The organism is Nonomuraea sp. NPDC003709, assembly GCF_040610775.1.
GTDB classification, from domain to species: domain Bacteria; phylum Actinomycetota; class Actinomycetes; order Streptosporangiales; family Streptosporangiaceae; genus Nonomuraea; species Nonomuraea angiospora_A.
In genome coordinates this window covers 21,260-45,859 of record NZ_JBEXMW010000013.1, presented here as the reverse complement: position 1 = coordinate 45,859, position 24,600 = coordinate 21,260, and the positions used below count along the sequence as shown (strand labels likewise).

The following is a 24,600-nucleotide window of genomic DNA, read 5'->3' as shown; positions in this document are numbered from 1 at the left end:
GCAGGCGTCACCACTCGGCGCACAGCCGCTCGGCGGTCCGGAACGCCAGCGCCATGATCGTCAGCACGGGGTTGACCCCGCCGTTGGTGACGTGCACGGAGGCGTCGGCGACATAGAGGTTGTCGTGCCCGTGGACCCTGCCCCACCGGTCCACGACCGACGTCCGCTCGTCGTCGCCCATCCGGCACGTCCCCGACTGGTGCTGCCCGGCGTGCAGGCCCAGGGGCGCCCGTGCCGCCCACGCCCGGCGCGCGCCCGAGGCGAGCAGCCATTCACGGGCGCGCTCGGCGATGAAGTCCCCGGTACGCAGGGTCTCCGGATGGGTCGTGCCGGACAGGCGGGCGACCGGGATGCCCCACCGGTCGCGCACGCGGGGGTCGGGCCGCGTCCTCGCCTCCGGGCTGGGGATCTCCTGGACCGGCCCGCCCACCCGCATGACGCGGCGGTAGTTGTCGCGCATGTACTGCTTGTTGCGCGCGCCCCAGCGGGGCAGGTCCGGCGGCAGGTTCCGGGCCCAGAAGGCCAGGGGCAGCACGGTGAACTCGTCCGCCAGCATCGCCCCGCCGACCAGGCCGTCGTTGTGGTGGACGAAGTCGAGCGTCGCGAGCGAGACGCCGGGGCCCAGCCCGTCGTGCACGGGCTCGGCCATCTCGCCCAGCGCCCACGCGTAGGCGTGGCCCTGCAGGTGCCGTCCCACCTGGTCGTGGTTGTTGCCCAGCCCGTGCGGCTCGCGCCGGGTCGGGGAGTTCTGCAGCAGCCGGGCCGTCTCGATCGCGCCGGCCGCGCAGATCACGACCTCGGCCTCGACGACGTGGCGGGCCCCCGAGCGATCCACCCAGCGCACGCCGGTGACGCGGCCCGACGGGTCGCATTCGACGCGTTCGGCGACGGCCTCCGGCAGCAGCCGGGCACGGCCGGTGGCGAGCGCGCGGCTCAGCACGGTGTTGTGGGAGCCGTTCTTGGCGTCCGCCGGGCAGGCGAAGCCGATGCAGTGCTGGCAGCGGGTGCAGGCGGCCCGTCCGCCGTACGGCTCCGAGTTGATCAGCAGCGGCACCGGCAGCACGTCCCAGCCGAGGGCGGCCGCGCCCCTGCGCAGGGCGGCGGCCTGCAGGCCCTCCGGGAGCGGGGACATCGGGTACGGCTTGGCGCGCCTCCAGTGGCGGCTGCCGGCCGCGTGGTCGCCGCAGACGCCGATCTCCCTCTCGGCGCGCCCGTAGTAGGGCTCCAGGTCGTCGTATCCGATGGGCCAGTCGGCGAGGCTGCTGCCCGCGGGCACGCCGTACGTGCTCGCCATCGTGAAGTCGGCGGGCAGGAACCGCCACGCCTGCGCCCCGTAGAGCCGGGTGCCGCCGCCGACCAGCGTGGCGTTGCCGTGGAAGCCCGGCTCGTGCGGGCGTACCACGTGCTCGCCGCCGGTGGCGTCGACGACCACGCGCGGGCCGTCCTCGTAGTCGGGCCCGGAGCGGTGCGGATAGCGGGTGAGGCGGTGGTTGCGCAGATGGTCGCGGCCGATCTCCTCGAAGGTGAGGTCGCGGCCGCGTTCCAGCACGAGCACGCGCTTGCCCGCCTCGGCCAGGACCGCGGCGGCGACCCCGCCCCCGGCGCCCGACCCGATCACGACCGCGTCCACCCGCATCAGCCCCGTACCTCGCATCCGGTCACGGCCCGCATCAGTCCCGTACCTCGAATCCGATCATCCGCCAGGAGGCGGCGTCGCGGTTGCCGCCGTTGCCCGGGTCGCCGTAGAAGCCCTCCATGACGTGCCCGACCACCGTCTCCACGAACGCCGCCGCGTCGAACGGCCACGGCACGCGCGTGTCGCCCGCCTCCAGCGCCCGCAGCAGCTCCTCGCGCCGCCCGGGCGGGAGCTCGGGGAAGCCGGCGCCGTGCCGCTCGCGCGCCTCGGCCTCGACGGCGTTGAGCCCCGCCTCGTAGTAGGCGCGCAGACCGGCCAGGTCACGGCCGAACTGCCCGGCGAGGTAGTCCAGGACCCCCGCCTCGGTGCCGCTCGGATGATCGTCGGCGGGGACGATCGTGTCGACCACCGCGCCCAGCGTCGCGGCCTGCCCCGGGGTCACTCCGCGAAGCGGGGGGCCGGGCGCTCGCACGTGCTCTCCAGGCGGACGACCTGGCCGGGCCCGTCGATCGCGGAAAGGGCCTCGAGCACGTGGAAGGCGAACGTGGCGTTCGCGCGGTGGGGGCCGCCCTCGATCGCGTCGGCCAGATCCCGGACGCCGAGCCCGCGGCGGGCCTGCTCCTTGGTGCCGACCGCGCCGAACAGGCCGACGACGGGCGGCAGGACCGACCAGTCCGCGTCCCCGTGCCGTCGCACCCGTACGTCGCCGTCGAAGTGGTTGGGGTTGGGCAAGGTGAGGGTCCCTTCGGTGCCGTAGACCTCGATGGCGGGCAGGTCGCTGTCCCAGACGTCGAAGCTCATCAGCGTGGTGCCGATGACCCCGGAATCGAAGACGAGGACGGCGGAGACATGGGTCGCCACCTCGACGTCGATCCGGTCCACGACGCGGTCCGGCGCGGTCACCGCGCGCACCGGCGCGCCGACGCGAGCGGCCCCCGCCACGGACCTGACCGGGCCGAGCAGGTTCACCAGTATGGCCAGATAGTACGGCCCCATGTCCAGGACGGGCCCGCCCCCGCGCTGGAAGAGGAACCGCGGGTCCGGATGCCAGGTCTCGGCCTTGCTGTGCCGGATGAACGCCGACACGCCGATGGGCTCCCCGATCAGCCCGTCGTCGAGCGCCTTGCGCGCGGTCTGGGAGGCGCTGCCCAGGAACGTGTCCGGCGCGGAGCCCAGCACGCGGCCGCTGCTCCCGGCCGCCGCCAGCACCTCCCGCGCCTCGGCGACGGTCGCGGCGAGCGGCTTCTCGACATAGACGTGCTTGCCGGACTCCAGGGCCCGGATGACGGTGCTCGCGTGGTGGGCCGGCGGGGTCAGGTTCACCAGGATGTCGATCGAGTCGTCGGCGTAGAGCTCGTCGCCGTCCCCCCAGGCGGGGATGCCGTGCTCTTCCGCGGCCCGCTTGGCCCTGTCGACGTCGATGTCGCCGACGCGGACGATCTCCAGCTCCGGGTAGCGGGCCATGCCGGTGACGTAGCGGCCGAAGATGTTGCCGGTGCCGAGGATGCCGATGCGGTGGTGCACGTGTTTTCCGTCCTTCTGGTTGCGTACGGGACCGATGGAAGTCAACGTCCGGCGCGGCCCGCTCACCAAGCTCGCCAGTCCGCTGGTCGAACCGGGGGGATTGCCCCGATCCGGCGGGCTGCGCATAGTACGAGCACGTGGCCTGCGGAGGACGGGAAGATGAGCGGTACTGAATCGGCCCTGGCAGGCCCGGTGGTGCACATCGTCGACGACGACCACGACCTGAGGCGCTCGCTCGTCTTCCTCTTCGAGAGCGTCGGGGTCCAGGCGCTCACCTATCCCGACGCCGCGACGTTCCTGGCCGAGTACGACGCCGCCGAGCCCGCCGTGCTGATCGTGGACGTGCGGATGCCCGGCCTGAGCGGGTTCGAGCTGCAGGAGCGGCTGCTCGGGCTCGGCTATCCCGCCCCGATCATCTTCTGCTCCGCCCACGGTGACATCGCGATGTCGGTACGGGCCCTGCGGCAGGGCGCGGTCAACTTCCTGGAGAAGCCGTACAAGCCGCAGCAGATGCTCGACGTCGTTCAGGAACAGCTGCGGGAGGCCGAGCGACGCTTCCGCGAGCACGCCGACCGGCGGGCCGTCGGCGAGCGGGTCGAGTCGCTCACCACGCGGGAGCGCGAGGTGCTCAGGCTGGTCGTGGACGGCCTGCCCAGCCAGCTCATCGCCCGCAGGCTCGGCACCAGCGTCAAGACCGTCGACGTGCACCGGGCCCGGATCAAGGCCAAGACCGGCGCGGACAGCCTGGGCGCGCTGGTCCGCGACGTCCTCCAGTGCCGGATCGAGCTCTGACGAGCCCGGCGGCGTCAGGCGGTGAGGCTGTGGAAGCGCCGCTGGAAGTAGACCAGGGCACCGCTGTCCAGGCGTGAGGTGACCGCGTCGATCTCGACGAAGGCCACCGTGTGCGAGCCCTGCCGGCGCCTGGTGACGATCCGCCCGACGACCGAGGCGAGCGCGTCGCGCAGCACCGGCACGCCGTAGGTGCCGAAGTCCCAGGAGCCCGCGTCGAACCGTTCGGAGGTGGGCACGTTCGTCGCACCAGCGAAGTGCATCGCCAGCTCCTCCTGGTCGGTGCCGAGCACGTTGACGCAGACGCGCCCGTTGGCCATGACGATGTCGTGCGAGCTGCTGGAGCGGTTGACGCAGATCAGCATGGTCGGCGGGGAGTCGGTGACCGAGCATGCCGCGCTCACGGTCACCCCGGCCCGGCCATGCCGGCCATCGGTGGTGACGACGTTGACGGCGGCGGACAGGTTCGCCATCGCGGCACGGAAACGGCGCTGCGCCTCGGTCACGGCTGCCTCCTGAAAGTGATCGGCTGCCTCCGAACCTAGGCCGCGGCCCTCGGCGTCGAAATCGAGACTTCATCCACGCCGGCTGAGGATTTCCCCTACGCGCCCGGCTCGGCGAGCGGCAGCGTGAACCCGAACCGCGACCCGCCCTCCGCCCTTTTCTCGGCCCGGATCGTGCCGTGCTGGCGGGTGATGATCCGGTGGCTGAGCGCCAGGCCGATCCCGCTGCCGTGCTCCTTGGACGTGAACGACTCCGCGAACGGGTCGCGCGGCAGCCCCCGGCCCCGGTCGTCGACGGTGAAGGTGCCGTCGGGGGCGGTGGCCACGTCGATCCGCTTCGGGGCCGCCGGCGACTGCTCCATCTCGTCGACGGCGTTGAAGCAGAGGTTGAGCACCACCTGGCCGGTCAGCACCCGTTCGCAGCGCACCAGGACCGGCTCGGGGGCGAGCCGGACCCGGACCTCGACCCCGAGCGGCGCCGCCCGCAGCCGCACGAAGTAGAGGCACTCCTCGACGACGTCGTTGAGGTCGGCCACCTGCTCCACCTGCTCCAGATGGCCGACGAAGGCACGCACCGAGCTCACGATCGCCGCGGCGCGTTCGATCTGGCTGACCGCGCTGGCGACGCCTCCGGCAGCCGGGCGGCCCGGGTGTGCACGCCGGCCAGGAAGTTGGCGGCGGCGGCCAGCGGCTGCCCGAGCTCGTGGGCGATCGCCATCGCCATGTCGCCCATCGCGTTGTAGCGGGCCAGGTAGTTCTCCCGGTGCAGCTCCCGGGCCCGGCGGACCTGGTCCTGGACCCGGTCGGAGACGTCGTGCAGGATCATCAGCAGCGCGGTGGCGTCCTCCTCCCGCAGCCGTTCCAGCGAGCCCTCCAGCCACACGCGGCCCGCCTCCAGCTGGACGGGGGTGACCGGGGTGGCGCGGGCGAGGACGTCCGCCCAGCTCGCGTCGCGGCCGTCGAGCCGCAGCCGGGCGAACGCCGTCAAGGGCCGCATCGGCCCGTCCACCGGAGCGCCGATCGCGGTGAGCGCGGTGTCGGTCGCGAACCTGATCGTGCCGGTCTCGTCCAGCATCAGGGCGAGGGTGGAGGTGTAGTGGGCCAGCGCGTCCACGTACGACGTGGTGAGCCGCAGCTCGCGCTCCACCCGCTGCTCCCGCTCGATGTCGCGGAACTGCACCATCACCGCCGGCCCCTGCGCGAGCTCGACCCGCACCGCGAGCGCGTCCGTCGGGATCACCCGGCCGGACTTGGAGCGGTAGTGCCACTCGATCCGGCTGGCGCCCTTCTCGACGGCGTCCTGCAGCCAGGCCCGGCCGATCACCCGGTCGTACTGCTGCGCCGAGCTGCTCATGTGATCGGCCTTGAGCGGCCGGATCTCGCTCAGGCCGAACTCCAGCAGCTCGCAGGCGGCCGGGTTGGCCCACAGGATGTCCTTGGTCGCCGCGTCGTGGATGAGGACGCACATCCGGGAGGCGTTCATCATCGCGACGAAGTCCGCGGCGACGAGCTCGGGAGCCCGCGGATCTACTCGCACCGACACAGGGTAGGTCACCCGGTGTGGGGGCCGGGGATGAAGATATCCCCTACGTCAAGGTGAGGAAATGACGACTGACGGGCGCAAGCGTTCTTCCTAACCTCGGAGCACACCGTCAGACCCATGAGGAGCAAGGATGGCGCAGGACGATCCCGCCGCGTTCGACGCGATGCTGGCCGAGCTGGCCGAGCGTCGCCAGGAGTTCCGCGAGCAGCGCTACGTCCCCAGAGACTTCGTCGAGCGGCTCAAGCGGCTCGGCCTGTACCGTTGCGCGACGCCGGAGCGGTTCGGCGGCGAGACGATGGCGCCCGCCGAGTTCCTGAAGAAGATCGAGCGGATCTCGGCCGTCGACGGCTCCACCGGCTGGGTCGCGAGCTTCGGCTCCCAGCTGGTCTACCTGGGCTCGCTGCCGCTGGAGACCCAGGCCAAGCTGTACGCCGGCGGCCCCGACGTCGTCTTCGCCGGGGCGCTGTTCCCGATCCAGCAGGCCACCCCGACGGAGCGCGGCTTCCTCGTCAACGGCCGGTGGAAGTTCGCCAGCGGCTGCATGGCCGCCGACATCATCTGCGTCGGCATCCCCGGCGACGACCTGACCTCGGGCAAGCCGCGCGGCGCGCTGGTACGTCCGGAACGCCTGGAGATCGTGCAGGACTGGGACGTCGTCGGCATGCGCGGCACCGGCTCCTTCGACCTGATCGCCGAGGACGTCGAGGTCGACCGGGAGTGGACCTTCATCCGCGGCGGGGAGCCGGTGGTCGACGAGCCGCTCTACCGCTACCCCGCGATCACGTACGTCGCCCAGTCGCTCTCCGTGGTCTCCGCCGGGGTCGCCAGGGCCGCCCTCGACTTCGCCGAGGGGGTCGGCAGCGGCCGGGGCAGCATCACCGGCGCACCCAGGCTCGCCGACCGGGCCTACTACCGCGCCGGCATCGCCGAGGCCGAGGCCACGCTGCGCTCCGCCCGCGCCTACTTCTACGAGGCCGCCGACGAGGCCTGGGAGACGCTCGTCGCCGGCGGCCTGGTCAGCGACGAGCAGAACGCGCACCTGCGGCTGTCCGCCGCGCACCTCGCCCGGACCGCGTCGGAGGTGGTCCACAAGGTCGTCTCGCTGTCCGGCACCGCCGCGATCTACCAGGACCACCCGCTGCCCGCCCTGCTCGGCGACGCGCTGGTGCCGCAGGAGCATGCCTTCCTCAGCCCGGCGATGTACGACGCCGCGGGCGCCGTACTCATGGGCCTGCCGCCCACCGTCCCCGCCTTCCGCTGATCAGCCCTGCCGGATCAGCGATTCGAGGAGGTCGATCCCGAGCGGGATCGACTCCTCCGCCACGTCGAAGCCCGCGCTGTGGTGCGGGCCCGGGCTGCCGCCTCCGATCATCAGGTACGCGCCCTTGCCGTCGCGCCGCTGGACGTGCCGGATGAGCAGGTTGGCGTCGTCGCTGCCGGCGAACGCCTGGGTCCTGATCACCTCCACGACGCCGGGGTGCGCTCCGGCCACGTCCACGATGCGGTCGACCAGGTCATCGTCGGGTGTCACGGTGGCGGAGCGGCCCGTCACGACCAGCGCCGCCTCGACGTCCTGCGTGCGGGCGGCGCCGTCCACGATGGACCGGATCCGGTCGACCAGCTCGTCGACGACCTCGTCATCGGTGGCGCGCGCCTCGCAGGTCATCACCGCCGAGGCCGGGACGATGTTCACGCCGTCACCGGCGACGAGCGTGCCGACGTTGAGCCTGGTGTCCGCGGACCCGTAGCGGGGGAGCGCCATGATCGCCAGCGTGGCCATGGCGGCGGCGAGCAGCGCGTTGCGCCCCGACTCGGGCGAGCCGGCGGCATGGGAGGCCCGGCCCGTGAAGTCGACCTTCAGCTTGCGGGTGGCCATGCCGCCGGTGAAGCTGCCCACGACATCGCCGACGCCCAGCTCGCCCGCCATGTGCACGGCGAGCATGACGTCGATGTCGTCGGCCACCCCGGCGTCGATCATCGTCTGCGCTCCGCGTACCCCCTCCTCGGCGGGCTGGAACAGCACCCTCAGCGAGCCCGCGAAGTCGCGGTCGGCGAGGCGGTGCAGCAGGCCCACGCCGATGGTGGCGTTCGCGTCGTGGCCGCAGGCGTGCATCGCGCCGTTCGCCGCCGCGAAGCCGTTCGCGGCCGGGAAATGGGCCGGATCGGCGGACTCCCGGATCGGCAGCGCGTCGATGTCGGCGCGCAGGCCCCATCGCGGCCCCGGCCGGACGCCGTCCAGGTCGACGACCAGCGCCGTGCCGTTCTCCTGGAAGTACCGGGCCTTCTCCGGCGGGATGCCGGAATCGACGGCACGGGCCGCCCATTCGGCGAGCGTGCGCGGCGACGGGTAGTTCACGACGGGGGAGAGGTCGTGGGCGTCCTTTCCGGTCAGGACGGTCACCGGCAGGTCTTCGACGGCCCGCGCGATCCGGGCCGCCGTCCCGATCTCCACGAATGCGGGTTCCGGATTGCGGTGCAGTTCTCGCCGGAATGCCCTGAGCTCCTCGATGTCCACACGACCTCTTTCTCTGCGCACTGATCAACGGCCGGGCGGTCGTTTCGCTCAGGCTAGGAAAGGCGCCGCGAATGGGCGTCGATCGGCGTTGATCCCGCATGAAACATCGGATTTTCGAGCCGAGCCCGCACGAAGCTGGTCGTCGAACACCGGCTGGCCGCCGACGGGCACGTAACGCAGGCGCCGGCTGTCGAGATCGAGAATGTAGCCCGTGCGCTTGGCGATCCTCGGGACGATCCACCTGTCCTTGACCAGCAGCTTCGGGAACATCGACGACAGCCTGCCCTCGATCTCGTCCAGCTCCTGCAGGTTGCGCAGCCACAGGAAGACCGCGAGGTTGGCCTCACCGGTCACCGAGGCGCACATCCGCACGTGGCAGAGCAGCCGCAGCGAGGAGATGAGGCGTTCCAGGTCGGGGTGTTTGACGTCGAGCCACAGCACCGCCGCCGCCGACCAGCCCAGGAGGGTGTGCGCGAGGTCCACGCGCCATCGGACCCAGTTCGCCGCGAGCAGCGCGTCGATGTCCCGGGAGATGACCGAGATCGAGCGGCCCAGCTCCCGCTGCATGTCGGCGGCGGTGCGGCGGACGTCCGTGCTGAGCGCCGCGATGACGTCGAGGTGGGCGGGCTTGCGGTGCTCGGGCGGCTCGGACGGCCGCAGCAGGTGCAACGCGCGGGCCTGCTCGTCGGAGAGCGCGTTGAGCCGCCAGCCCGACCCTTCCAGGAAGATCCGGCGCAGGTAGTGGGTACGGGTGCCGACGATGCCGGGGACGCCGGCGATGTGCTCGTCGATGTAGCGGTCCATGGAGAGCAGGGTGCGCATCGAGATCATGACATAGAGGTCGCGGGCGCCCGACGTGCAGTGCACGCTGATGATGGGCCCCTGCCGGCTGAGCTCGGCGATCACGTCGCCGCGCTGGCCGGGCGCGCAGGAGATCTCGACCAGGGCCGAGATCTCCTGCTGGCCGGTGCGCGGCTCGCACTCGAAGCAGCTCGTCCACACCTGCCGCTGCTGGGTGAGGGCCGACCAGCGGCGCGAGATCGTCGAAGGGTCCACCCGGAGGATCCTCCCGAGTTGGACCCACGGGACCCGGGGATGGATCTGGAGCGCGTTGATGATCTGAAAGTCCAGCCCGTCGACCATGCGCCTCATCCTGCACGGACACGCCGGATCCGCCCATGAGCGTGTATCGCCTGCCGGACCGCCGCGTAGGATCGGCTCACAGCTACACGGTCATGTGCAGGAAGCCGTAACGCGAGGGAAACCTCCGGCGAAGCCCGCGGGAAAGATCGTGCGCCCGGGCCGCGATATCACTCAATTCCGTGCGCTCTGCGTCACGGAAGACCTGGATTCGGCAGGCGACACCTAGGCTCGGCGCCATTCATTCTCGCGAGTGCGCTGGAGGATCAGTGTTTCGCAATTCCATTCTCGCGATGGCGCTCGTGGCGGGCCTGGCCGGATGCGGTGTCGCCGAAGGGGCGACCGACACCATCAACATGTCGCTGAACACCGATCCGGCGACCTTCGACCCGGCGCTGGCCAAGGGCGGCGACGATTTCGGCATGGCCCGGCTGCTGTTCGACACGCTGGTGCGCAAGGACTCGGGCAACTCCCTCGTCGGCGGTATCGCGTCCGCCTGGCAGGCGGAGGACGCCGCGCATTACACCTTCACCATCCGCGGCGGTCTGACCTGCTCGGACGGCAAGCCGATCACTCCGTCGGTGGTGGCCGCCTCGCTGACGCGGTTCGCGGCCAAGGAGACGGGCTCCTCGGGCCGCACGCTGGCGCTGGGATCGGGCACCGCGACGTTCACCGCCGACGACAAGGCGAACACGGTGAAGGCCGCCCTGTCCGTCCCGTGGTCCGACTTCCTCACCGGGCTGACGCTGCCGCAGGCCGGGATCGTGTGCCCGGCGGGCCTGAGCGATCTCAAGGGACTCGCCGCCGGGAAGGCCACCGGGGCGTTCTCCGGCCCCTACACGCTGACCTCGTCCCAGGCGGCGGTGTCCTACCAGTTGACGCTGCGCGACGGCTACGCGGGCTGGCCGGCGTTCGCCAAGCCCCTGGAAGGCGTGCCCGCCAAGCAGCTGAACCTCACGCCGATCACCGACTACGCGACCATCGCCACCCAGCTGCTGGCCGGCAGCCTGGACGTCGGCGTGGTCTCCGACGAGAACGTGGCCCGGTTCGACGGCAACACCCGGTTCTCCACGTCGAGCGCCTCCAACACCACGACGTACCTGCTGTTCAACGAGCGTCCGGGAACGGCCTTCGCCGACCGGCCCGAGCTGCGCGCCGCGGTGGCCCAGGCCGTCGATCCGCAGGCGTTCAGCGACATCATCAGCGGCAAGCGGGGCAGCACGATCCTGTCCGTCGGCTCGGCCAAGCTCCCCTGCGTGAACACCGACCGGTCGCTGCTGGTCCCGCAGGACTCCGGCGCCGCCGCCAAGACCCTGGCCGGGGTACGCGTCCGCATCGTCGGCACGACCCTGCTGCAGGGCGGCAACGACTACATCGGCGAGGCGCTGCGCAACGCCGGCGCGAACGTCACCGTCAGCTCCCTCGACAACGCCAACTGGGCCACGGTGACCACGGCCGGCGGCTCGGACTGGGACATCAACGTCCAGGGCGACAACAACCAGCTGGGCACCCTCACCTCCTCCCTGCTCCGGGTGATGGGCCCGGTGACCGAGAAGGGCGGCCGCAACAAGACGGGATCGGTCAACGAGAAGGGGTACGGCTTCGTCACCCAGGCCATGAGCGTGACCGACAGCGGCGGACAGTGCGCCGCCCTCCAGTCCGCGCAGAAGTCGTTCCTCCAGCGGGTCGACGCGATCCCGCTGTCGACCCTGCCCACCACCACCGTCGTCGCCGACGGATTCGCCATCCGGACCTTCGACGACTACCTCGACCCCGCCACCCTGCGCATCCTCAAGTAGCCGACATGACCTCTCTTTCCACGCCTGGTCCGAGTCTTTCCACGCCTGGTCCGAGCGCCCGGTCGCGGGGCTCCTCCGCCTGGCTCGGTTTCGCCGTGCGGCGGCTCACCAGCCTTGTCGTGATCTTCGTCGCGCTGCTGGTCGTGTCGTTCCTCATCGTCCAGCTCATTCCCGGTGACCCGGCGGTCGGCGTCGCCGGGGCCAACGCCGATCTCGCCGACGTCCAGCGGGTCCGGACCGAGCTGGGGCTCGACCGGCCGATCTGGGAACGGTTCCTCGTCCACGCGGGCGGCGTCTTCTCCGGGGACCTCGGCACGTCGTTCATGTACCGGCAGCCGGTGGAGACGATCATCATGAACCGTCTCCCCTTCACCGCCACCATCGCGGTGACGGGAATCGCCGTCGTCCTGCTGGTCGCCGTACCGCTCGGCATGGTCATCGGCGTCCTCACGCGCGGCGGCCGGCGCAGGTGGCTGGACGCCGCCTTCGGGGTGGTCACCGGTTTCCTCGACTCGATCCCCGGCTACATCATGGCGTCGTTCCTGGTCGTGATGTTCGCCCTCGGCATCGGGCTGGTGCCGCTCTTCCCGCCGGCCTACGCGCCCCGCTTCGGGGCGGCGTCGTTCGTGCTTCCGGTCGCGGCGATCGTGATCGGCCCGATCTGCACCATCTCCCGGGTCGTCCGCCGCGAGACGGCGGTCGTGCTCGACACCGACTACATGCGGACGGCCCGCGGCTGGCGGCTGCCCGCCTTGCGGCGCCACGTCCGATGGGCGCTGCCGAACCTGCTCACCACCACGCTCACCCTGAGCGGGCTGATCCTGACCGGCATGATCGGCGGCGCGATCATCATCGAGTCGGTGTTCGCGCTGCCCGGCCTGGGCAGCGGCATCATCAAGGCCATCCTCGACCGCGACTATCCGGTCATCCAGGGCATGGTGCTGGTCATCGGCATGATCGCGGCACTCGTCAACCTCCTCGTCGACGTCCTGCTCGGGCTGATCGACCAGCGGACCCTCGGGGGGTCGCATGTCTCCGCGTAGCCGGCCGCGCCGCCGCAACCCCGGGCTCGTGCTCGGCCTGGCCCTGCTGGGCGGCATCGTGCTGATCGCCGTGCCGGCCCCGATCCTGTTCACGGAGCGGGCGGCCGTGCTGGGCCCGCGGTTCGCCGCGCCCTCGTCCGGGCACTGGCTCGGCACCGACGCGGCCGGCCATGACGTCCTGCTGCGCAGCCTGGTCGCCACCCGCCTCACCCTGCTGATGACCGTGGGCGCGACGGCCATGTCGGTCGTCTTCGGCGTCGTCCTGGGCACCGGCGTCTGGCTCGTGCGGCCCCGCGTCAGGGAGGTCTGCCTGCGCGTCATCGACGCGATGGTGGCCTTCCCCGGGCTCCTGCTCGCGCTCGTCGTGGCGGCCGTGCTCGGGGCGGGCGGCTCCTCGGCGGTGATCGCCATCGGCCTGTCCGGCATCCCCTACTTCGCGCGCCTCACGGCGAACCTCGCCGCGAAGGTCTCGCAGCAGGAGTACGTGTCGACCGCGGGCCTCCTGGGCGTCAGCCGCGCCCGGATCGCGATCAGGCACATGCTGCCGAACATGGCCGAGCCGCTGCTCGTGCTGACGGCTTCGACGTTCGCGGCCACGCTCACGGCGATCTCCGCGCTGTCGTTCGTGGGCCTCGGCGTCCAGTCGCCCTCCTACGACTGGGGCAAGCTCCTGAACGAGGCCCTGCCCTCGCTCCTGGCCGACCGGCCCTTCCAGATGGTCGGCCCGGCCTGCCTCATCGTCCTGACCGGGCTGGGGGCGGTCCTGATCGGCGACGGCCTCGCCGCGGCGGCGAACCCGCGGGGGCACACGGCGCCGGGCCGGAGCGAGACACCCCCGGCCGCGCAGGAGGCGACGAGTGACCAGCTCGCCGACGTCCGCGACCTGTGGATCCACGCCGGCGACACGCCGCTGGTCAAGGGCATCTCCTTCGGCATCGGGCGGGGTGAGATCGTCGGCATCGTGGGGGAGAGCGGATCGGGCAAGACCCTCACCGCGATGTCGCTCGCGCGGCTGCTGCCGGACGGCCTGACCTCGACGGCGAGCCGCATGGCGGTCGGCGACCTGGACCTGCGCCGGCCCGTCCCGCCGGCCCTCCTGGCGGAGGCCGTCAGCCTGATCTACCAGGACCCGGGCTCGACGTTCAACCCCGCGCTGCGCATGGGCACCCAGCTCACGGAGGTGCTGCGTACCCACAAGCGCCTCGGCGGGCGACAGGCCGCGCAGCGCATCCTCGACGCGCTCCGGGTGGTCCACCTGACCAGGCCCGAGCAGCGCATGAAGCAGCATCCGCACGAGCTCTCGGGCGGCATGCGGCAGCGGGCCATGATCGCCGCCGCGCTGGCCGTCGAGCCGCGTCTGATCATCGCGGACGAGCCGACCACGGCCCTGGACGTCACCGTCCAGGCGGAGATCCTGCGCGAGCTCAAGCGCGTCAACCGCGAGTTCGGCGCCTCGATCATGTTCATCTCGCACGACATCGGGGTGGTCCGCGCGCTGTGCGACCGCGTCCTCGTGATGTACCGCGGCGAGATCGTCGAGGAGGTCGCCGCCGGGGAGCTCACCGTGGAGACCGCCCGCCACTCATACACGAGGGCCCTGCTGGAGGCCACCCCCGACATCGACGCGTCGTGGACCCCGCCGCGCACGAAGGAGCACTCGCATGGATGAGGAGACGGCCGTCGAGGTGCGCGACCTCGAGGTGGGCTACGGGTGGGGCAAGAACGCGACGCGTGTCCTGCACGGCATCACCCTGGACGTCGCCCGGGGCCGCACGGTCGGCATCGTCGGCGAGTCGGGATCGGGGAAGTCGACGCTGGCCAAGGCGCTGGTCGGGCTCGTCCGGCCGACCGCGGGGAGCGTCAGGATCGGCGGCGTCCCCATCTCCTCCGCGCGCGGCGCCGGCCGCCGGGCGCTGCGGCGCAAGGTCCAGATGATCCCGCAGGACCCGTACTCGTCGCTCGACCCCAGGCGCACGATCGGCGAGGCGCTCGCCGAGGCCGTGGACCCGCGCCGGGCGGACGTGCGGCGGCACCGGGACGAGATCGTCCGGTGGCTCGAGGCCGTCAGGATGCCGGCCGACACCATCGACCGCTACCCCCACGAGTGCTCGGGCGGGCAGCGCCAGCGGGTCGCGATCGCGCGAGGTCTGATGATCGGGCCCGAGGTGGTGATCGCCGACGAGATCACCTCCGCGCTCGACGTCTCGGTCCAGGCGGAGATCCTCCACCTCCTCGCCAAGCTGCGCCGCGAACTCAACCTGACCATGCTCTTCATCTCGCACAACCTCGCCGTCGTCCGGCACGTGAGCGACGAGGTCGTGGTGCTCTACCACGGCGACGTCGTCGAGCACGCCCCGGCCGCGGACCTCTACCGGAGTCCGCGGCACGCGTACACCCGCACCCTGCTCGACTCCGTACCGGGCGCTCCAGGCTTCGACATCGAACCCCGTCAGAAGGACTCCGCTTGACCACCCATCGAAAGCTCCGCCTCGCCAACGTCAGGATCATCAACGGCACCGGCGCGCCGCCCGTCGAGGACGGCGTCCTCGACGTGACCCCGGACGGCGCCATCGGGTTCGCCGGCCCGGCGGCCGAGGCCCCGGAGGTCCACGGCGCCGACGTACGCGATCTGCGCGGCAGGACGCTCCTGCCCGGATTCGTCGACTGCCACGTGCATATGGGCTTCTCCCTGGGGAACGGCCCCTTCCACGCCCTCCAGAACGACCCCGCCCTGACCGTCCTCGAGTCCGCCGCGCGGCTCCGGGCGACCCTCGAGGCCGGTGTCACCAGCGCGCGCGACCTCGGCGGGCTGTCCTCGGGCTTCCGCGAGGCGATCGAGCGCGGGCTGATCCCGGGCCCGCGGCTGAAGCTCGCGGTGAGCCCGATCAGCCACACCGCCGGGCACGGGGACATGCACCTGTACGGCGGGACGATCGCGCCCACCGTGCCCGAGCTGATCGAGATCGCCGACACCGTCGACGAGGTCCGCAAGGCGACGCGCCGGGTGCTGCGCCAGGGAGCCGACCTCATCAAGATCTGCACGACCGGCGGCATGGGGAGCAGGCACGACCACCCCGACGACGAGGGCCTGCGCCTGGACGAGGTGCGGGCCATCGCCGACGAGCTCGACCGGCACGGCGGCAAGCCCATCGCCGCGCACGCGCAGGGACGCAAGGGGATCCTGACCGCCCTCCGGGGCGGGGTGACCAGCGTCGAGCACGGGTACGGCATCGACGACGAGGGACTCGACCTCCTGGAGGAGCGCGGCGCCTTCCTCGTCCCGACGCTGTCGACCGTGTTCGCGATCAACAAGGAGACGATGCAGCCGTACCACTACGCCAAGAAGGTGAAGTGGTCCGAGATCACCAAGCAGAACATCGGCCACGCGATCGCGCGCGGAGCCAGGATCGCGCTGGGCACGGACGCCGGCGTGTGCCCGCACGGGCAGAACCTGCGCGAGCTCGGGCATCTCGTCGAGCTCGGCATGTCCCCGATGGCCGCCATCGTCGCCGGGACCCGGACCGCCGCCGAACTGCTCGGCATCTCCGGCGAGGTGGGCACGCTGGAGGCGGGCAAGCTCGCCGACCTCGTGGTCACCGACGCCGACCCGTTGGGGGACATCCACGCGCTGGCCGACCCGGGGCACATCGAGCTCGTCATGAAGGCGGGCGCCATCGTCAAGGACCTCGGCCCGGTACGCACTGACACGTAGGCGGTCCGGCCCGCCGTCGGGCTCAGGTGCGCAGGGTGCTGGCGTCCTCGCCGGCCTTGTACGTCTTCGACGCCAGGTGGAGCCGGTTCTCCTGCTCCCTGAGCGCGCTCGCGAGCAGGTCGAGCCCTCTGCCGATGCTCTCCATCCGTTGCCCGCGCGCCTGCCAGTACGCGCGGCCGTAGTCGTCGTCGCCGACGGCGGTGTGTGCCGCGCTCGACGCCGCCTCGAACCGGGTGTGGGCGCCGGACACGTCACCGGCCATGCCGTCCGCCGCGCTCGCCAGCCGGTGGAGGTGGGTCTTGCTGTAGACGACGCCGTCGAACACCACGGTTCGGGAGCCTAGCTGGCATGTGCAGACATGAGTGGAAGAATCGGGAAAGAATGGTGCTTCTGAGGTTTTTGGTGCTCGTGAGGGACGGAGGTGACGATGGACGAACCGTGGCGGCTGTTGGAACAACTCGTCCAGGAGGTCAACCAGCAGACCGAACAGCTCAAGAAGATGCAGGAGAGGGTTCGGGAGCTGTCGGCGACGGCGAAGTCCAAGGACGGCATGGTGACCGTGACCGTCGGTCCCCGCGGTGAGGTGCGCACGATCGAGTTCGACCCCCGGGTCTACCGCAAGCTGTCTCCGTCGGAGCTGTCCGCCTCCGTCGTCGAGCAGATCGGGCGGGCGACCAGGCAGGTCTCCACCGAGATGAAGGAACTGATGGAGCCCTTCGGCGTGTCGGATCTCCCGTTCGAGGACCTGTTCGGCGAGGGAACGAACTTCGAGTCGTTCCTGCCGCACCCCGGTACGCCCGAGCCGCGGTGATGGGACTCGACCTCAGTCTGGTGCCCGAGATCGTGCGGCCGCTGGCGCTGCCGCTGACGGGCGGGGCGCTTCCGGAGACCGACGTCGACGGGGTCATCGCCGAGGCGCAGGTGCTGGAGAACCTGGCGGACCTGCTGGCCACGATCAAGTCGGACGACGCCGCCGCGGTCGTGCGGTCGCTGCGGGATCACCAATGGCAGGGCGCCGCCAAGGAAACGTTCGAGCAGGTCTTCAAGGTGCTCGGCGGACAGCCGGACGCGGACGGCCCCCCTTCGGACGAGACGCTGATCGACCTCATGGAGAAGGCGCTCCGGGAGGAGGCGGCATCCCTGCGCGAGCACGGCGTGCGGATGCAGCACACCGAGTGGATGATCTACGCCTCGCTCGCGCTGCTCGGCGCGATGATCGTCAAGCTGCTGGTGTGGATCTACGTCAACGGCCCGGCCGTTCTCCGGCTGATCCAGCACAACACGTTGATGACCCAGGTGAACATCCAGACGCTGAAGCGGCTGATCCTTGTCAACATGCTGAAGTTCGCCGGGATCATGGGCGGCCTGGACTTCGGCGTGCAGGTGGCGCAGCAGATCTGGGGGGATCGCGAGGCGGGGGACTTCGACCTCGCGTCGCTGGCGATGTCGGTGGGCAGCGGCGCGCTGACCGGTGCCCTGTTCGCCGGCGCGAACGCGGCCCTGTCACGTCTGCTGAGCCGGCGGATGGTGTACGTCGCCTCCGAGGCCGAACTGGCGGTACGCGACAAGATCGCGGCCATCGCGCAGAGCATGTACGGCCAGGCGCTGCTGGGCGGAGTGGCGGGCACCGCCGGAGCCGTCCCGGGGCTGGCGATCAGTGGCCAACTCGACGGCGAGCACCTGGCGTACACCTTCATCTCCGGTGTCGCGGGCGGCCTCGACATCCCCGCGTCGGCACGGGTGAGCCACTACCCGATGCGGGCGGTCGCGGAGCTCGGCGACACTCCGTCCGCCACGGCCCCGCATGCCGACCCGCCGCCGTCATCCGGCAACCAGCCCCCGCCTTCACCCTCGCCTGCGCTCCCGTCCTCGCCCCGACTCGTACCGCACGACGCCGCCCCGCTGCCTGTACCGCACGACGCCGCCCGGCCGCCCGTGGCGCACGACGCCGCCTCGGCGCCCGTGGCGCACGACGCCGCACCGCGGCTCACAGGGCACGACGCCACCGCCCTGGCACAGCACCACCCTCGGCCCGACCAGCACGCCGACGTCGCCACCCTGATCAACCGCCGGCCGTCCGAACCGGGCACCAACCTCCCCCAGCCGCACCAGGGCCAGGTGATCGTCGGCGAGGTCACCCGGCGCCACGACGTGCTCCTGCACAGCCCAGCCGAGCCGGGCGGCACCCTCGCACGACCCCAGCAGAACCTCCCCGCCGTCCGGCCCCCGATCGGCGACACAGCCCCTGCCGTCCCGCGGGCCGAGCCCGCGACTCCGGGCAGCCTCCCTCACACGTCATTGCTCCCGGCCACGGTCCCGGCGATCATCACCCCGACCCCCGACAGCCCCGGCGCCGGCGAACAGGACAACCACCACCAGGGCCAGGACAGCCCGCCTCCCAAAGACGCCGAAACCGCGCCGGCCGTCCAAGATCGGCACACGGACGACTCCACTCCCTCGGCGCGCGAGGACAGCGATCCGCCGGTCACCGGCCGGCAGACAACGACGCCCCAGCACGCGAGTACGGACCTCCAGGGCGGCCAGACCGTCGTGCCCAGGTCCAGCCCGCTGCCCGAGAACCCGCGCCGGATCGAGCCGGTGTCGCGGCAGGTGGCGGAGCTGCTCAGCCGGGACGGCGCCTACGACCCGATCAGCGGCCCCGCCTGGGAGGCCGCCCACACCGCCACGGTGGACCGGCTCGCGGACACGATGCGGTCCTCGACGAAGGACATGCTCGGCGTGGGCCGCAAACGAGGTCTGCAGGCGGCGGTCGGCGACCCCGCCAGCGACCTCGTCCAGAGCCAGGTCCGCGTCATGGGAAAGACCGTCAGGACCTGGCAGGCGGTCGAACGGAGCGAGCTCCCGGCCTTCGTGGAAGGCGCCCGCACGTACGCGGAAGGCGAACGCCAGATCATCCGGCAACTGCCGTTCGACTCGCCCGAAGCGCACCGGACGGCGCGGCGGCTGGCCGTCGAGGAGCTGCTGCGCACGTGGGGATACGGCGCGAGCGAGATGCTGCCGGAGCGGCTGGCCATGCACATGGCCGCGCTCGACGAGTTCGGGCTGACCGGGGTCCTCGACCTGTCGGCGTACGGTGACCTCAACCGCGCCAGGACGGCCGCGAAGATCCACGCCCGCTCCGGGGACATGCTGCGCGACTTCCTGCGGCAGCAGTACGCGCAGACGCAGCGCGAGCTCGAAAGCCGCGGCATCGAGGAGCTGGTGCTCTACCGGGGGATCACGTTCGACCAGCATCCGGTCCCCGTCCTGGCGGAGGCCGCGAACGGCGACGTCGTGCCGGCCCCGCCGGCGCTGCCGCTGCAGGCGTGGAGCGCCATGCCCGGGGTCGCCAAGCGGTACACCGGCCTGGGGGAGGGGGCGGTCATGGCGGGGGTCTTCCCGGCCTCCCAGGTGCTGTCCACCCCGTGGACGGGGATGGGCCAGCTGCCTCTCAACGAGTTCGTCGTGCTCGCCACGCCCGGCGAGGTCACCGTGCTGCGACCCCCGCACGTCGGCGAGACGCCCACCACGTATTCCGACCTTCCGCCCGGCTGGCAGGTCTCGAAGCCCAGCGACGGATGGACCCAGTGCGAGCAGGGCCACCGGCACTGGGGCACGGAAGGCGGGGCCGGTCTGCTGCTCTTCCACCGCGCTCCCGGCGGCGAGGTCCACGTCCTCATGCAGCTGCGTTCCATGGAGACGCAGCACGGAGGGACCATGGGGCTGCCCGGCGGCGCCCTCCACCGCGGCGAGGACCCGGTCGACGGCGGCTTCCGTGAAGCCGGCGAGGAGAACCGGCTGGACCCGAGCGAGGTGAAGGTGCGCGGGGTCCACCACGACGACCACGGCGGCTGGGCGTACGACACCGTCATCGGCGAGATGTCCCACCAGGCCGACGTCTGGCCTGCCTCCCGGGAGTCGCTCGAGAACGTGTGGGTGCCGCTGGAGGAGGTGCCGGCCCTCAACCTGCACCCCGACCTCGCCCGGGCCTGGCCGGACGTACGCACGGAACTCGACCGCGTCCTGGCGGCTCCCGACACGCGTCCCAGGCCACCGCACCCGGCCAACACGCACGAGATGCCCGGCTTGCCCGACACCGACGGATTCTCGCCGATCGCGGATCCGCGGCCACGGAACTTCGCGGAAGCCGCGGCGACCGTCCACCGCTGGTCGCCCGGCAACGACCGCCCGCACCAGAACGGCCCGCACCAGGGCGGCCCGCCGAACCGGATCGAACACCTGCTGAGCAACCCCCCGGCCGCGGCGGACGACGTCCTCCTGGCGGAGGGCCGGCGCCTCGTGGAAGAGCTGCCCGTCATCGACGGGAGCGACACGACGGCAAGAGCCCTGGCCTCGATGAGCCGGACCCTCAACTGGCCGAACCCGCGCAGGGCCCTCCACGACCTGGCCTCCGAACTCGGCCTGAACCTCGATCTCGACGCCTTGGTGGAGGTCTACGAGAACGCCCGGCGATTCGGCGTGAACCCGGACGAAGCGAGCGGCCGTACGGGCCTGGTCGATGCTCTCAGAACGGCCATGGCGGCGGACTCCTACCGCTGGACGGGGCAGCACTACCAAGCCCGCTTCTCCCTCCCCGAGGCGACCCCCGCGCAGGCCCGCACGATCGGGCTCATGGTCGAGATGATGGGCGAGCCCGTCACCTCCGCCAAGGTCCGGAACTTCGTCAAACCCGTGCTCGACCGGCACGGCATCGGCGACGTCAGGGAGTTGCTCCCGGTCGTCCGGGCGGCCCACGAGAAGGGCTACCTCCCGGCCGGGACGACCGAGGCGGAGTTCCGCGCGGCCATGGACCGGTTCTGGCAGGACGACCCGTACCTGTGGAACGGGGTGCTGCTCGCCGACAGATACTCCTTGCCCGATCTGCACGACCCGACCGCGCGCTTGTCCGCGCGCCTGGAGGAGATCGTCGCGCACTCCGGCCGTGACGCCGTCCCGCCGCTGGAGAGCCTGGCCGGCGACCTCGGGCTGGGCCGCTCCGCCGAGCAGCTCGTCCGCCTGGCCGCGGACGCGCAGGCGGACGGCGCCGACCTGGCACGGGCGGCCGACCGCGCGGATCTTGTCGGCCGCCTCGCCGCCTACCGGGCGCGCGACCCGTACCTTTGGGACGGGTTGCGGATCGCGGCCGAGCGCGGCCTCACGCGGCTGAGCAACGACGAGGCGCGCATCCTCTCCCGCCTCGCCGAGATCACCGCCTCCGAGTCGCCGTCCCGGATGTGGGTGTTCGATCCGCTGCGCCGCTTGGCGGGGGACACGGGTCACCACCATTCCGTCGAGCAGTTGGTGCGGTATGCCGCCGTGGCACTACCGCATGGCGTCGACCCCTTCGGGCCGCTCGACAGGCAGCAGGTGCTCGACGTCCTGTCTACGCACGTCGTACGGCCGGACCCGCAGCAGGTCCCGCCGGGCCTGCACGACCTGTCGCCCGCGGCCGTCCGGGACGCCCGGCAGGCCGCGGTCCACGCGCACGCGCAGGCGAAGGAGGCCTTCCACCAGTCCTCCCTGCGCCGCACCGTGTCGCGCCTGGTCGGCCAGGACCCGTTGGTCGTGGCCAGGCAGGAAATGGTGGCCTCGCTGGAGGCCCGCACCCGGGCGTGGCAGCGCTGGCCGGAGCGCCCCGAGGTCTCTTTCACGGGGGATTTCGCGGCGTACCGGCACGCCTACGATCAGGCGGTGCAACGCGCGGTCAGGGGCGAGGCGGTGATCCCCTACATGCGGGAGAACGCCACCGCGTCCCTGGGGGCCCGGGACGGTGGGCGCGGTTTCGGGGTGGAGATCGAGTTCGAGCTGCCGAAGCACAACGCCCGCCAGGCCCTGCAGGCCATCGCCCGTGCCCTGCACAAGGCCGGCCTGACCGGCGATGCCAAGGTGGACAACTACCACACCATGCGGGACGAGGGTTACCGGTCGGGCAAGAACGGCGGGCGCGGCCTCTGGAGGCTGGAGCAGGACGGCACGGTCGACGGCGAGCTGATCTCGCCCATCCTGTACGACGAGCCGGCGACGTGGGAGAACCTCCTCGTCGCCACCGAGATCATCCGCGCGCACGGCGGCACGGCCGGCGCCTCGACCGGCGGGCACGTCCACGTGAGCACGCACGACTTCGACCACATCGTGGAGAACTACACCAGCTTGCTGAACCACGGGGGCCTGCACACCGACACCCTGTTCAGGCTCGGGCACAATCCGGAGCGGGAAAGCCACCGGGGCGTGGCGCAATGCAAGCCCAACCGGCTCCCCACGGAGGGCTACCGGTCGATAGCCCCGGTGCGCAATCTCAACGGCCGCAAGTCCGCGATGAACATGGAGAGCATGAAGGGGACCGCGAAAGACCACGTCGAGTGGCGGCTGTGGGACGGTTCGCTCGACCCCGCCGTGATCCAGTCCCGTGTGAAGGTGTCGCTCGCGGAGGTCGAGGCGGCCTTCCGCACCGCGACGCTGGGTCAGTTGCCCAACCTGGGCCGGCTCGACCAGTTGGGCGCCCACGCCGAGCTCCTCAAGCTGGAGCCCGGGCTGGACCTCACCGAGCGGGGCAGCCTCTCCTTCCGAGTCCTGATGGACGAGCTGTTCTGGCGGGCCGCCGACAAGGAGCAGCTCACCGCCCTGTTCGCCGCCACCCGCTGGGCGCCCGCGGCATGAACGACCTCACCACGGAACGGGAGGCCGGCCGGTGGCCGTGATCATCCGCAACTCCTCGGCGGCGGAGCCGCCTCCGCCCGCCCCGGTCAACGGCGACGGCCGGCCGTACCGCTACGAAATGATCTACGCGGACGGGACCTACCGCGGCTACGCCGACGACGCCGCCGAGCTGACCGGGATGCTCATCCCCGGCTACGCCTCGCTCGCCACCGACGGCGAGCGGGCCGCGGCGCGGGTCGGCCTCGCGATGGACGTGCAGGTCAGGGTGCAGGCCCAGCTCGCGGCCGGGCCGCAGCTCGACGCCTGCGACGAGGCCGAGCGCGCCATTCTGCTCGGGGGCCGGCACGAGCCACCGGCCCCCTCCCGATGGGCGGCGCCGGTGCCCCTGGTGCTGGTCTCGGCCTTCTACGAGCCCGCCGGGGCGCTGCCGCGGCCGTCGGGGCCGGCGGAGCTCCAGGTCTGGCTCGACCCGGCCGACGACTGGACCCTGCTGACCAGCCTGCACACGGCCGGCGTGATCGTCGTGGGAGCGCGGGACGACACCTGAGGCCGGACGTTCAGTCGACGGTCTCGGCCTGGAGCTCGTTGAGGTAGTTGTAGATCGTGAAGCGGCTGACGTTGAGCCGCTGGGCCGCCTGGTCCACCGCGCCGCGCAGGGTGAAGAAGCCGCGTTTGTTGAGGTCCTCGACCACCGCGACCTTGTGCGACTTCTTCATCAGGTCGACCGGCACCCCGGCCCCGTTGATCGCGTTGTCGAGGATCCCCTCGCCGAGGCTCTCCAGCGACACCGGGAAGGTCTCCGCCGGCCTGCCGGGAGGGGTGTCGAGCATCGGGCCCGCCCCGGGTGCGAGGGCGGTCATCGCATGGAGGATCTCCTCGGCCCGCTTCAGGTCGCCGATGTCGGTGTTGACGCACAGGCACACCACCGACTTGCCGGACGGAGCGTGGAAGAAGATGCTCGACGAGCGCATCACCAGCCCGTCGGCGGTCTCCGACCGGTAGCCGATCAGGTGCTCGGTCCAGCCCGCCTTGAACGTGCGCAGCCCCAGGTCGGTGGGCGGACCGCCGATGTCCCTGCCGGTCAGCGTGCCGCCGATGGCGGCGATCGTGTTGGGCATCGTGGTCAGGTTGTGCAGCACCGCCTCGGTCTTGGGGCCCATGGCCTGGGCGAGCGCCGGGATGACCGGGCCCAGCAGTTCGACCACCAGGGCGGCGTGGGCCCGCTCGTTCGTGGTGAACGTCGGCTCGCCGTCCGCGGACGTGGCTGTCATTGGCCGTACCCCTGTCTCGTGTCTCGCAGGATCGATCTCAACAGTATGTCGAAGTGTTCACTCGTGCCGGGGCACGGACTCGACCAGGCTGATCGTGTACGGGTGCCGGGGGGAGTCCAGGATCGTGCCCGTGTCCCCGCTCTCGGCGATCTCTCCGTGCCGCAGCACGATGGCGCGATCGGTCATCTGCCGCACCACCGCCAGGTCGTGGGTGATGAAGAGCATGCTGGTGCCGTGCTCCCGGCGTACCTCGCGCAGCACCTCCAGCACCTGCGCCTGGACGGACACGTCGAGCGCGGCCACGGGCTCGTCGCAGATCAGCAGGCGGGGCCGGACCGCGATGGCCCTGGCGATGGCGACACGCTGGCGCTCGCCACCGGACAGCGCGCTCGGCTTGCGGGCGGCGTAGGCGGCGGGCAGGCACGCGTCAGGACGGCCGCCTACGCCGGGGGACACATGATGTACAGC

The 24,600-nt window shown here is 71.7% G+C and carries 21 protein-coding genes; 10 read left to right on the top strand and 11 right to left on the bottom strand.

All coding sequences use genetic code 11. The annotated features are described in order from the left end of the window. Positions 1–7 precede the first annotated feature (7 nt). From ABZX61_RS34385 to ABZX61_RS34375, 3 genes are read right to left on the bottom strand one after another with little or no spacing between them, the layout of a single operon-like run. Entirely contained in the window at positions 8–1,636 is a 1,629-nt protein-coding gene (locus ABZX61_RS34385; protein WP_355200262.1) for a GMC family oxidoreductase, read from the bottom strand. A gap of 34 nt (positions 1,637–1,670) precedes the next feature. Then, complete coding sequence (locus tag ABZX61_RS34380) at positions 1,671–2,078, bottom strand: gluconate 2-dehydrogenase subunit 3 family protein (protein ID WP_355200261.1); 408 nt, start codon at positions 2,076–2,078, stop codon at positions 1,671–1,673. Then, positions 2,075–3,160 carry a Gfo/Idh/MocA family oxidoreductase gene (locus tag ABZX61_RS34375; RefSeq protein ID WP_355200260.1) on the bottom strand — a complete coding sequence of 362 codons (1,086 nt, stop codon included), beginning with the start codon at positions 3,158–3,160 and terminating at the stop codon, positions 2,075–2,077. The genes ABZX61_RS34380 and ABZX61_RS34375 overlap by 4 nt, the downstream gene beginning before the upstream one ends. Positions 3,161–3,319: 159 nt before the next feature. Here ABZX61_RS34375 and ABZX61_RS34370 point away from each other — a divergent pair, with 159 nt between their 5' ends. Then, positions 3,320–3,952 carry a response regulator gene (locus tag ABZX61_RS34370; protein ID WP_355200259.1) on the top strand — a complete coding sequence of 211 codons (633 nt, stop codon included), beginning with the start codon at positions 3,320–3,322 and terminating at the stop codon, positions 3,950–3,952. Between the two features lie 14 nt (positions 3,953–3,966). Here the strand turns inward: ABZX61_RS34370 and ABZX61_RS34365 are convergent, their stop codons facing one another. From ABZX61_RS34365 to ABZX61_RS34355, 3 genes are all read right to left on the bottom strand, one after another. Beyond that, a complete protein-coding gene (locus tag ABZX61_RS34365; RefSeq protein WP_355200258.1) occupies positions 3,967–4,455 on the bottom strand; it encodes a flavin reductase in 489 nt (162 codons plus the stop codon). A 95-nt stretch (positions 4,456–4,550) separates the two neighbouring features. Then, complete coding sequence (locus ABZX61_RS34360) at positions 4,551–5,027, bottom strand: ATP-binding protein (RefSeq protein WP_355200257.1); 477 nt, start codon at positions 5,025–5,027, stop codon at positions 4,551–4,553. A gap of 5 nt (positions 5,028–5,032) precedes the next feature. Further along, positions 5,033–5,989, bottom strand: coding sequence for a PAS domain-containing protein (locus tag ABZX61_RS34355; RefSeq protein ID WP_355200256.1), 957 nt, complete (start codon positions 5,987–5,989; stop codon positions 5,033–5,035). A 136-nt stretch (positions 5,990–6,125) separates the two neighbouring features. On the opposite strand from ABZX61_RS34355, the gene ABZX61_RS34350 reads away from it, so the two are divergent. After that, positions 6,126–7,256: an acyl-CoA dehydrogenase family protein gene (locus ABZX61_RS34350; RefSeq protein ID WP_355200255.1), complete on the top strand. Its 1,131-nt coding sequence runs from the start codon at positions 6,126–6,128 to the stop codon at positions 7,254–7,256. Here the strand turns inward: ABZX61_RS34350 and ABZX61_RS34345 are convergent, their stop codons facing one another. Both ABZX61_RS34345 and ABZX61_RS34340 read right to left on the bottom strand, forming a co-directional pair. Then, positions 7,257–8,510 (bottom strand): amidohydrolase, encoded by a 1,254-nt coding sequence (locus tag ABZX61_RS34345; protein WP_355200254.1) that lies wholly within the window; start codon positions 8,508–8,510, stop codon positions 7,257–7,259. It abuts the gene before it with no gap. A 48-nt stretch (positions 8,511–8,558) separates the two neighbouring features. Next, positions 8,559–9,653, bottom strand: coding sequence for an Lrp/AsnC family transcriptional regulator (locus tag ABZX61_RS34340; RefSeq protein ID WP_350727496.1), 1,095 nt, complete (start codon positions 9,651–9,653; stop codon positions 8,559–8,561). Positions 9,654–9,943: 290 nt separating this feature from the next. On the opposite strand from ABZX61_RS34340, the gene ABZX61_RS34335 reads away from it, so the two are divergent. From ABZX61_RS34335 to ABZX61_RS34315, 5 genes are read left to right on the top strand one after another with little or no spacing between them, the layout of a single operon-like run. Further along, a complete protein-coding gene (locus tag ABZX61_RS34335; protein ID WP_355200253.1) occupies positions 9,944–11,449 on the top strand; it encodes an ABC transporter substrate-binding protein in 1,506 nt (501 codons plus the stop codon). A 5-nt stretch (positions 11,450–11,454) separates the two neighbouring features. Next, entirely contained in the window at positions 11,455–12,492 is a 1,038-nt protein-coding gene (locus tag ABZX61_RS34330; protein ID WP_355200252.1) for an ABC transporter permease, read from the top strand. Further along, positions 12,479–14,161: a dipeptide/oligopeptide/nickel ABC transporter permease/ATP-binding protein gene (locus ABZX61_RS34325; RefSeq protein ID WP_355200251.1), complete on the top strand. Its 1,683-nt coding sequence runs from the start codon at positions 12,479–12,481 to the stop codon at positions 14,159–14,161. The genes ABZX61_RS34330 and ABZX61_RS34325 overlap by 14 nt, the downstream gene beginning before the upstream one ends. Further along, positions 14,154–14,960: an ABC transporter ATP-binding protein gene (locus ABZX61_RS34320; RefSeq protein ID WP_355200250.1), complete on the top strand. Its 807-nt coding sequence runs from the start codon at positions 14,154–14,156 to the stop codon at positions 14,958–14,960. Before ABZX61_RS34325 ends, ABZX61_RS34320 begins: the two co-directional genes overlap by 8 nt. Continuing rightward, the gene (locus tag ABZX61_RS34315) at positions 14,957–16,204 is read left to right on the top strand and encodes an amidohydrolase family protein (protein WP_355200249.1); all 1,248 of its coding nucleotides are present in this window, start codon (positions 14,957–14,959) and stop codon (positions 16,202–16,204) included. The genes ABZX61_RS34320 and ABZX61_RS34315 overlap by 4 nt, the downstream gene beginning before the upstream one ends. A gap of 22 nt (positions 16,205–16,226) precedes the next feature. Here ABZX61_RS34315 and ABZX61_RS34310 read toward each other — a convergent pair whose 3' ends face one another. Beyond that, complete coding sequence (locus ABZX61_RS34310; RefSeq protein WP_355200248.1) at positions 16,227–16,532, bottom strand: hypothetical protein; 306 nt, start codon at positions 16,530–16,532, stop codon at positions 16,227–16,229. Between the two features lie 99 nt (positions 16,533–16,631). On the opposite strand from ABZX61_RS34310, the gene ABZX61_RS34305 reads away from it, so the two are divergent. The 3 genes from ABZX61_RS34305 to ABZX61_RS34295 are packed head-to-tail and all read left to right on the top strand — an operon-like array spanning position 16,632 to position 23,408. Continuing rightward, positions 16,632–17,015, top strand: a complete 384-nt coding sequence (locus ABZX61_RS34305) for a YbaB/EbfC family nucleoid-associated protein (protein WP_355200247.1) — start codon at positions 16,632–16,634, stop codon at positions 17,013–17,015. Further along, complete coding sequence (locus ABZX61_RS34300) at positions 17,015–22,861, top strand: NUDIX domain-containing protein (protein WP_355200246.1); 5,847 nt, start codon at positions 17,015–17,017, stop codon at positions 22,859–22,861. Before ABZX61_RS34305 ends, ABZX61_RS34300 begins: the two co-directional genes overlap by 1 nt. A 31-nt stretch (positions 22,862–22,892) precedes the next feature. Then, a complete protein-coding gene (locus ABZX61_RS34295; RefSeq protein WP_355200245.1) occupies positions 22,893–23,408 on the top strand; it encodes a hypothetical protein in 516 nt (171 codons plus the stop codon). 10 nt (positions 23,409–23,418) lie between these two features. On the opposite strand, the gene ABZX61_RS34290 is transcribed toward ABZX61_RS34295, so the two are convergent. Further along, complete coding sequence (locus ABZX61_RS34290) at positions 23,419–24,132, bottom strand: PAS domain-containing protein (protein ID WP_355200244.1); 714 nt, start codon at positions 24,130–24,132, stop codon at positions 23,419–23,421. Between the two features lie 57 nt (positions 24,133–24,189). Then, the gene (locus ABZX61_RS34285; protein WP_355200243.1) at positions 24,190–24,588 is read right to left on the bottom strand and encodes an ABC transporter ATP-binding protein; all 399 of its coding nucleotides are present in this window, start codon (positions 24,586–24,588) and stop codon (positions 24,190–24,192) included. Positions 24,589–24,600 lie beyond the last annotated feature (12 nt).

Excerpts from the sequence above, each read along its gene's own strand:
- ABZX61_RS34335 (WP_355200253.1), top strand. The coding sequence starts at position 9,944 with ATGGCGCTCGTGGCGGGCCTGGCCGGATGCGGTGTCGCCGAAGGGGCG.
- ABZX61_RS34320 (WP_355200250.1), top strand. The coding sequence starts at position 14,154 with ATGGATGAGGAGACGGCCGTCGAGGTGCGCGACCTCGAGGTGGGCTAC.
- ABZX61_RS34325 (WP_355200251.1), top strand. The coding sequence starts at position 12,479 with ATGTCTCCGCGTAGCCGGCCGCGCCGCCGCAACCCCGGGCTCGTGCTC.
- ABZX61_RS34305 (WP_355200247.1), top strand. The coding sequence starts at position 16,632 with ATGGACGAACCGTGGCGGCTGTTGGAACAACTCGTCCAGGAGGTCAAC.
- ABZX61_RS34330 (WP_355200252.1), top strand. The coding sequence starts at position 11,455 with ATGACCTCTCTTTCCACGCCTGGTCCGAGTCTTTCCACGCCTGGTCCG.
- ABZX61_RS34340 (WP_350727496.1), bottom strand. The coding sequence starts at position 9,653 with ATGGTCGACGGGCTGGACTTTCAGATCATCAACGCGCTCCAGATCCAT.
- ABZX61_RS34385 (WP_355200262.1), bottom strand. The coding sequence starts at position 1,636 with ATGCGGGTGGACGCGGTCGTGATCGGGTCGGGCGCCGGGGGCGGGGTC.
- ABZX61_RS34300 (WP_355200246.1), top strand. The coding sequence starts at position 17,015 with ATGGGACTCGACCTCAGTCTGGTGCCCGAGATCGTGCGGCCGCTGGCG.
- ABZX61_RS34370 (WP_355200259.1), top strand. The coding sequence starts at position 3,320 with ATGAGCGGTACTGAATCGGCCCTGGCAGGCCCGGTGGTGCACATCGTC.
- ABZX61_RS34290 (WP_355200244.1), bottom strand. The coding sequence starts at position 24,132 with ATGACAGCCACGTCCGCGGACGGCGAGCCGACGTTCACCACGAACGAG.
- ABZX61_RS34350 (WP_355200255.1), top strand. The coding sequence starts at position 6,126 with ATGGCGCAGGACGATCCCGCCGCGTTCGACGCGATGCTGGCCGAGCTG.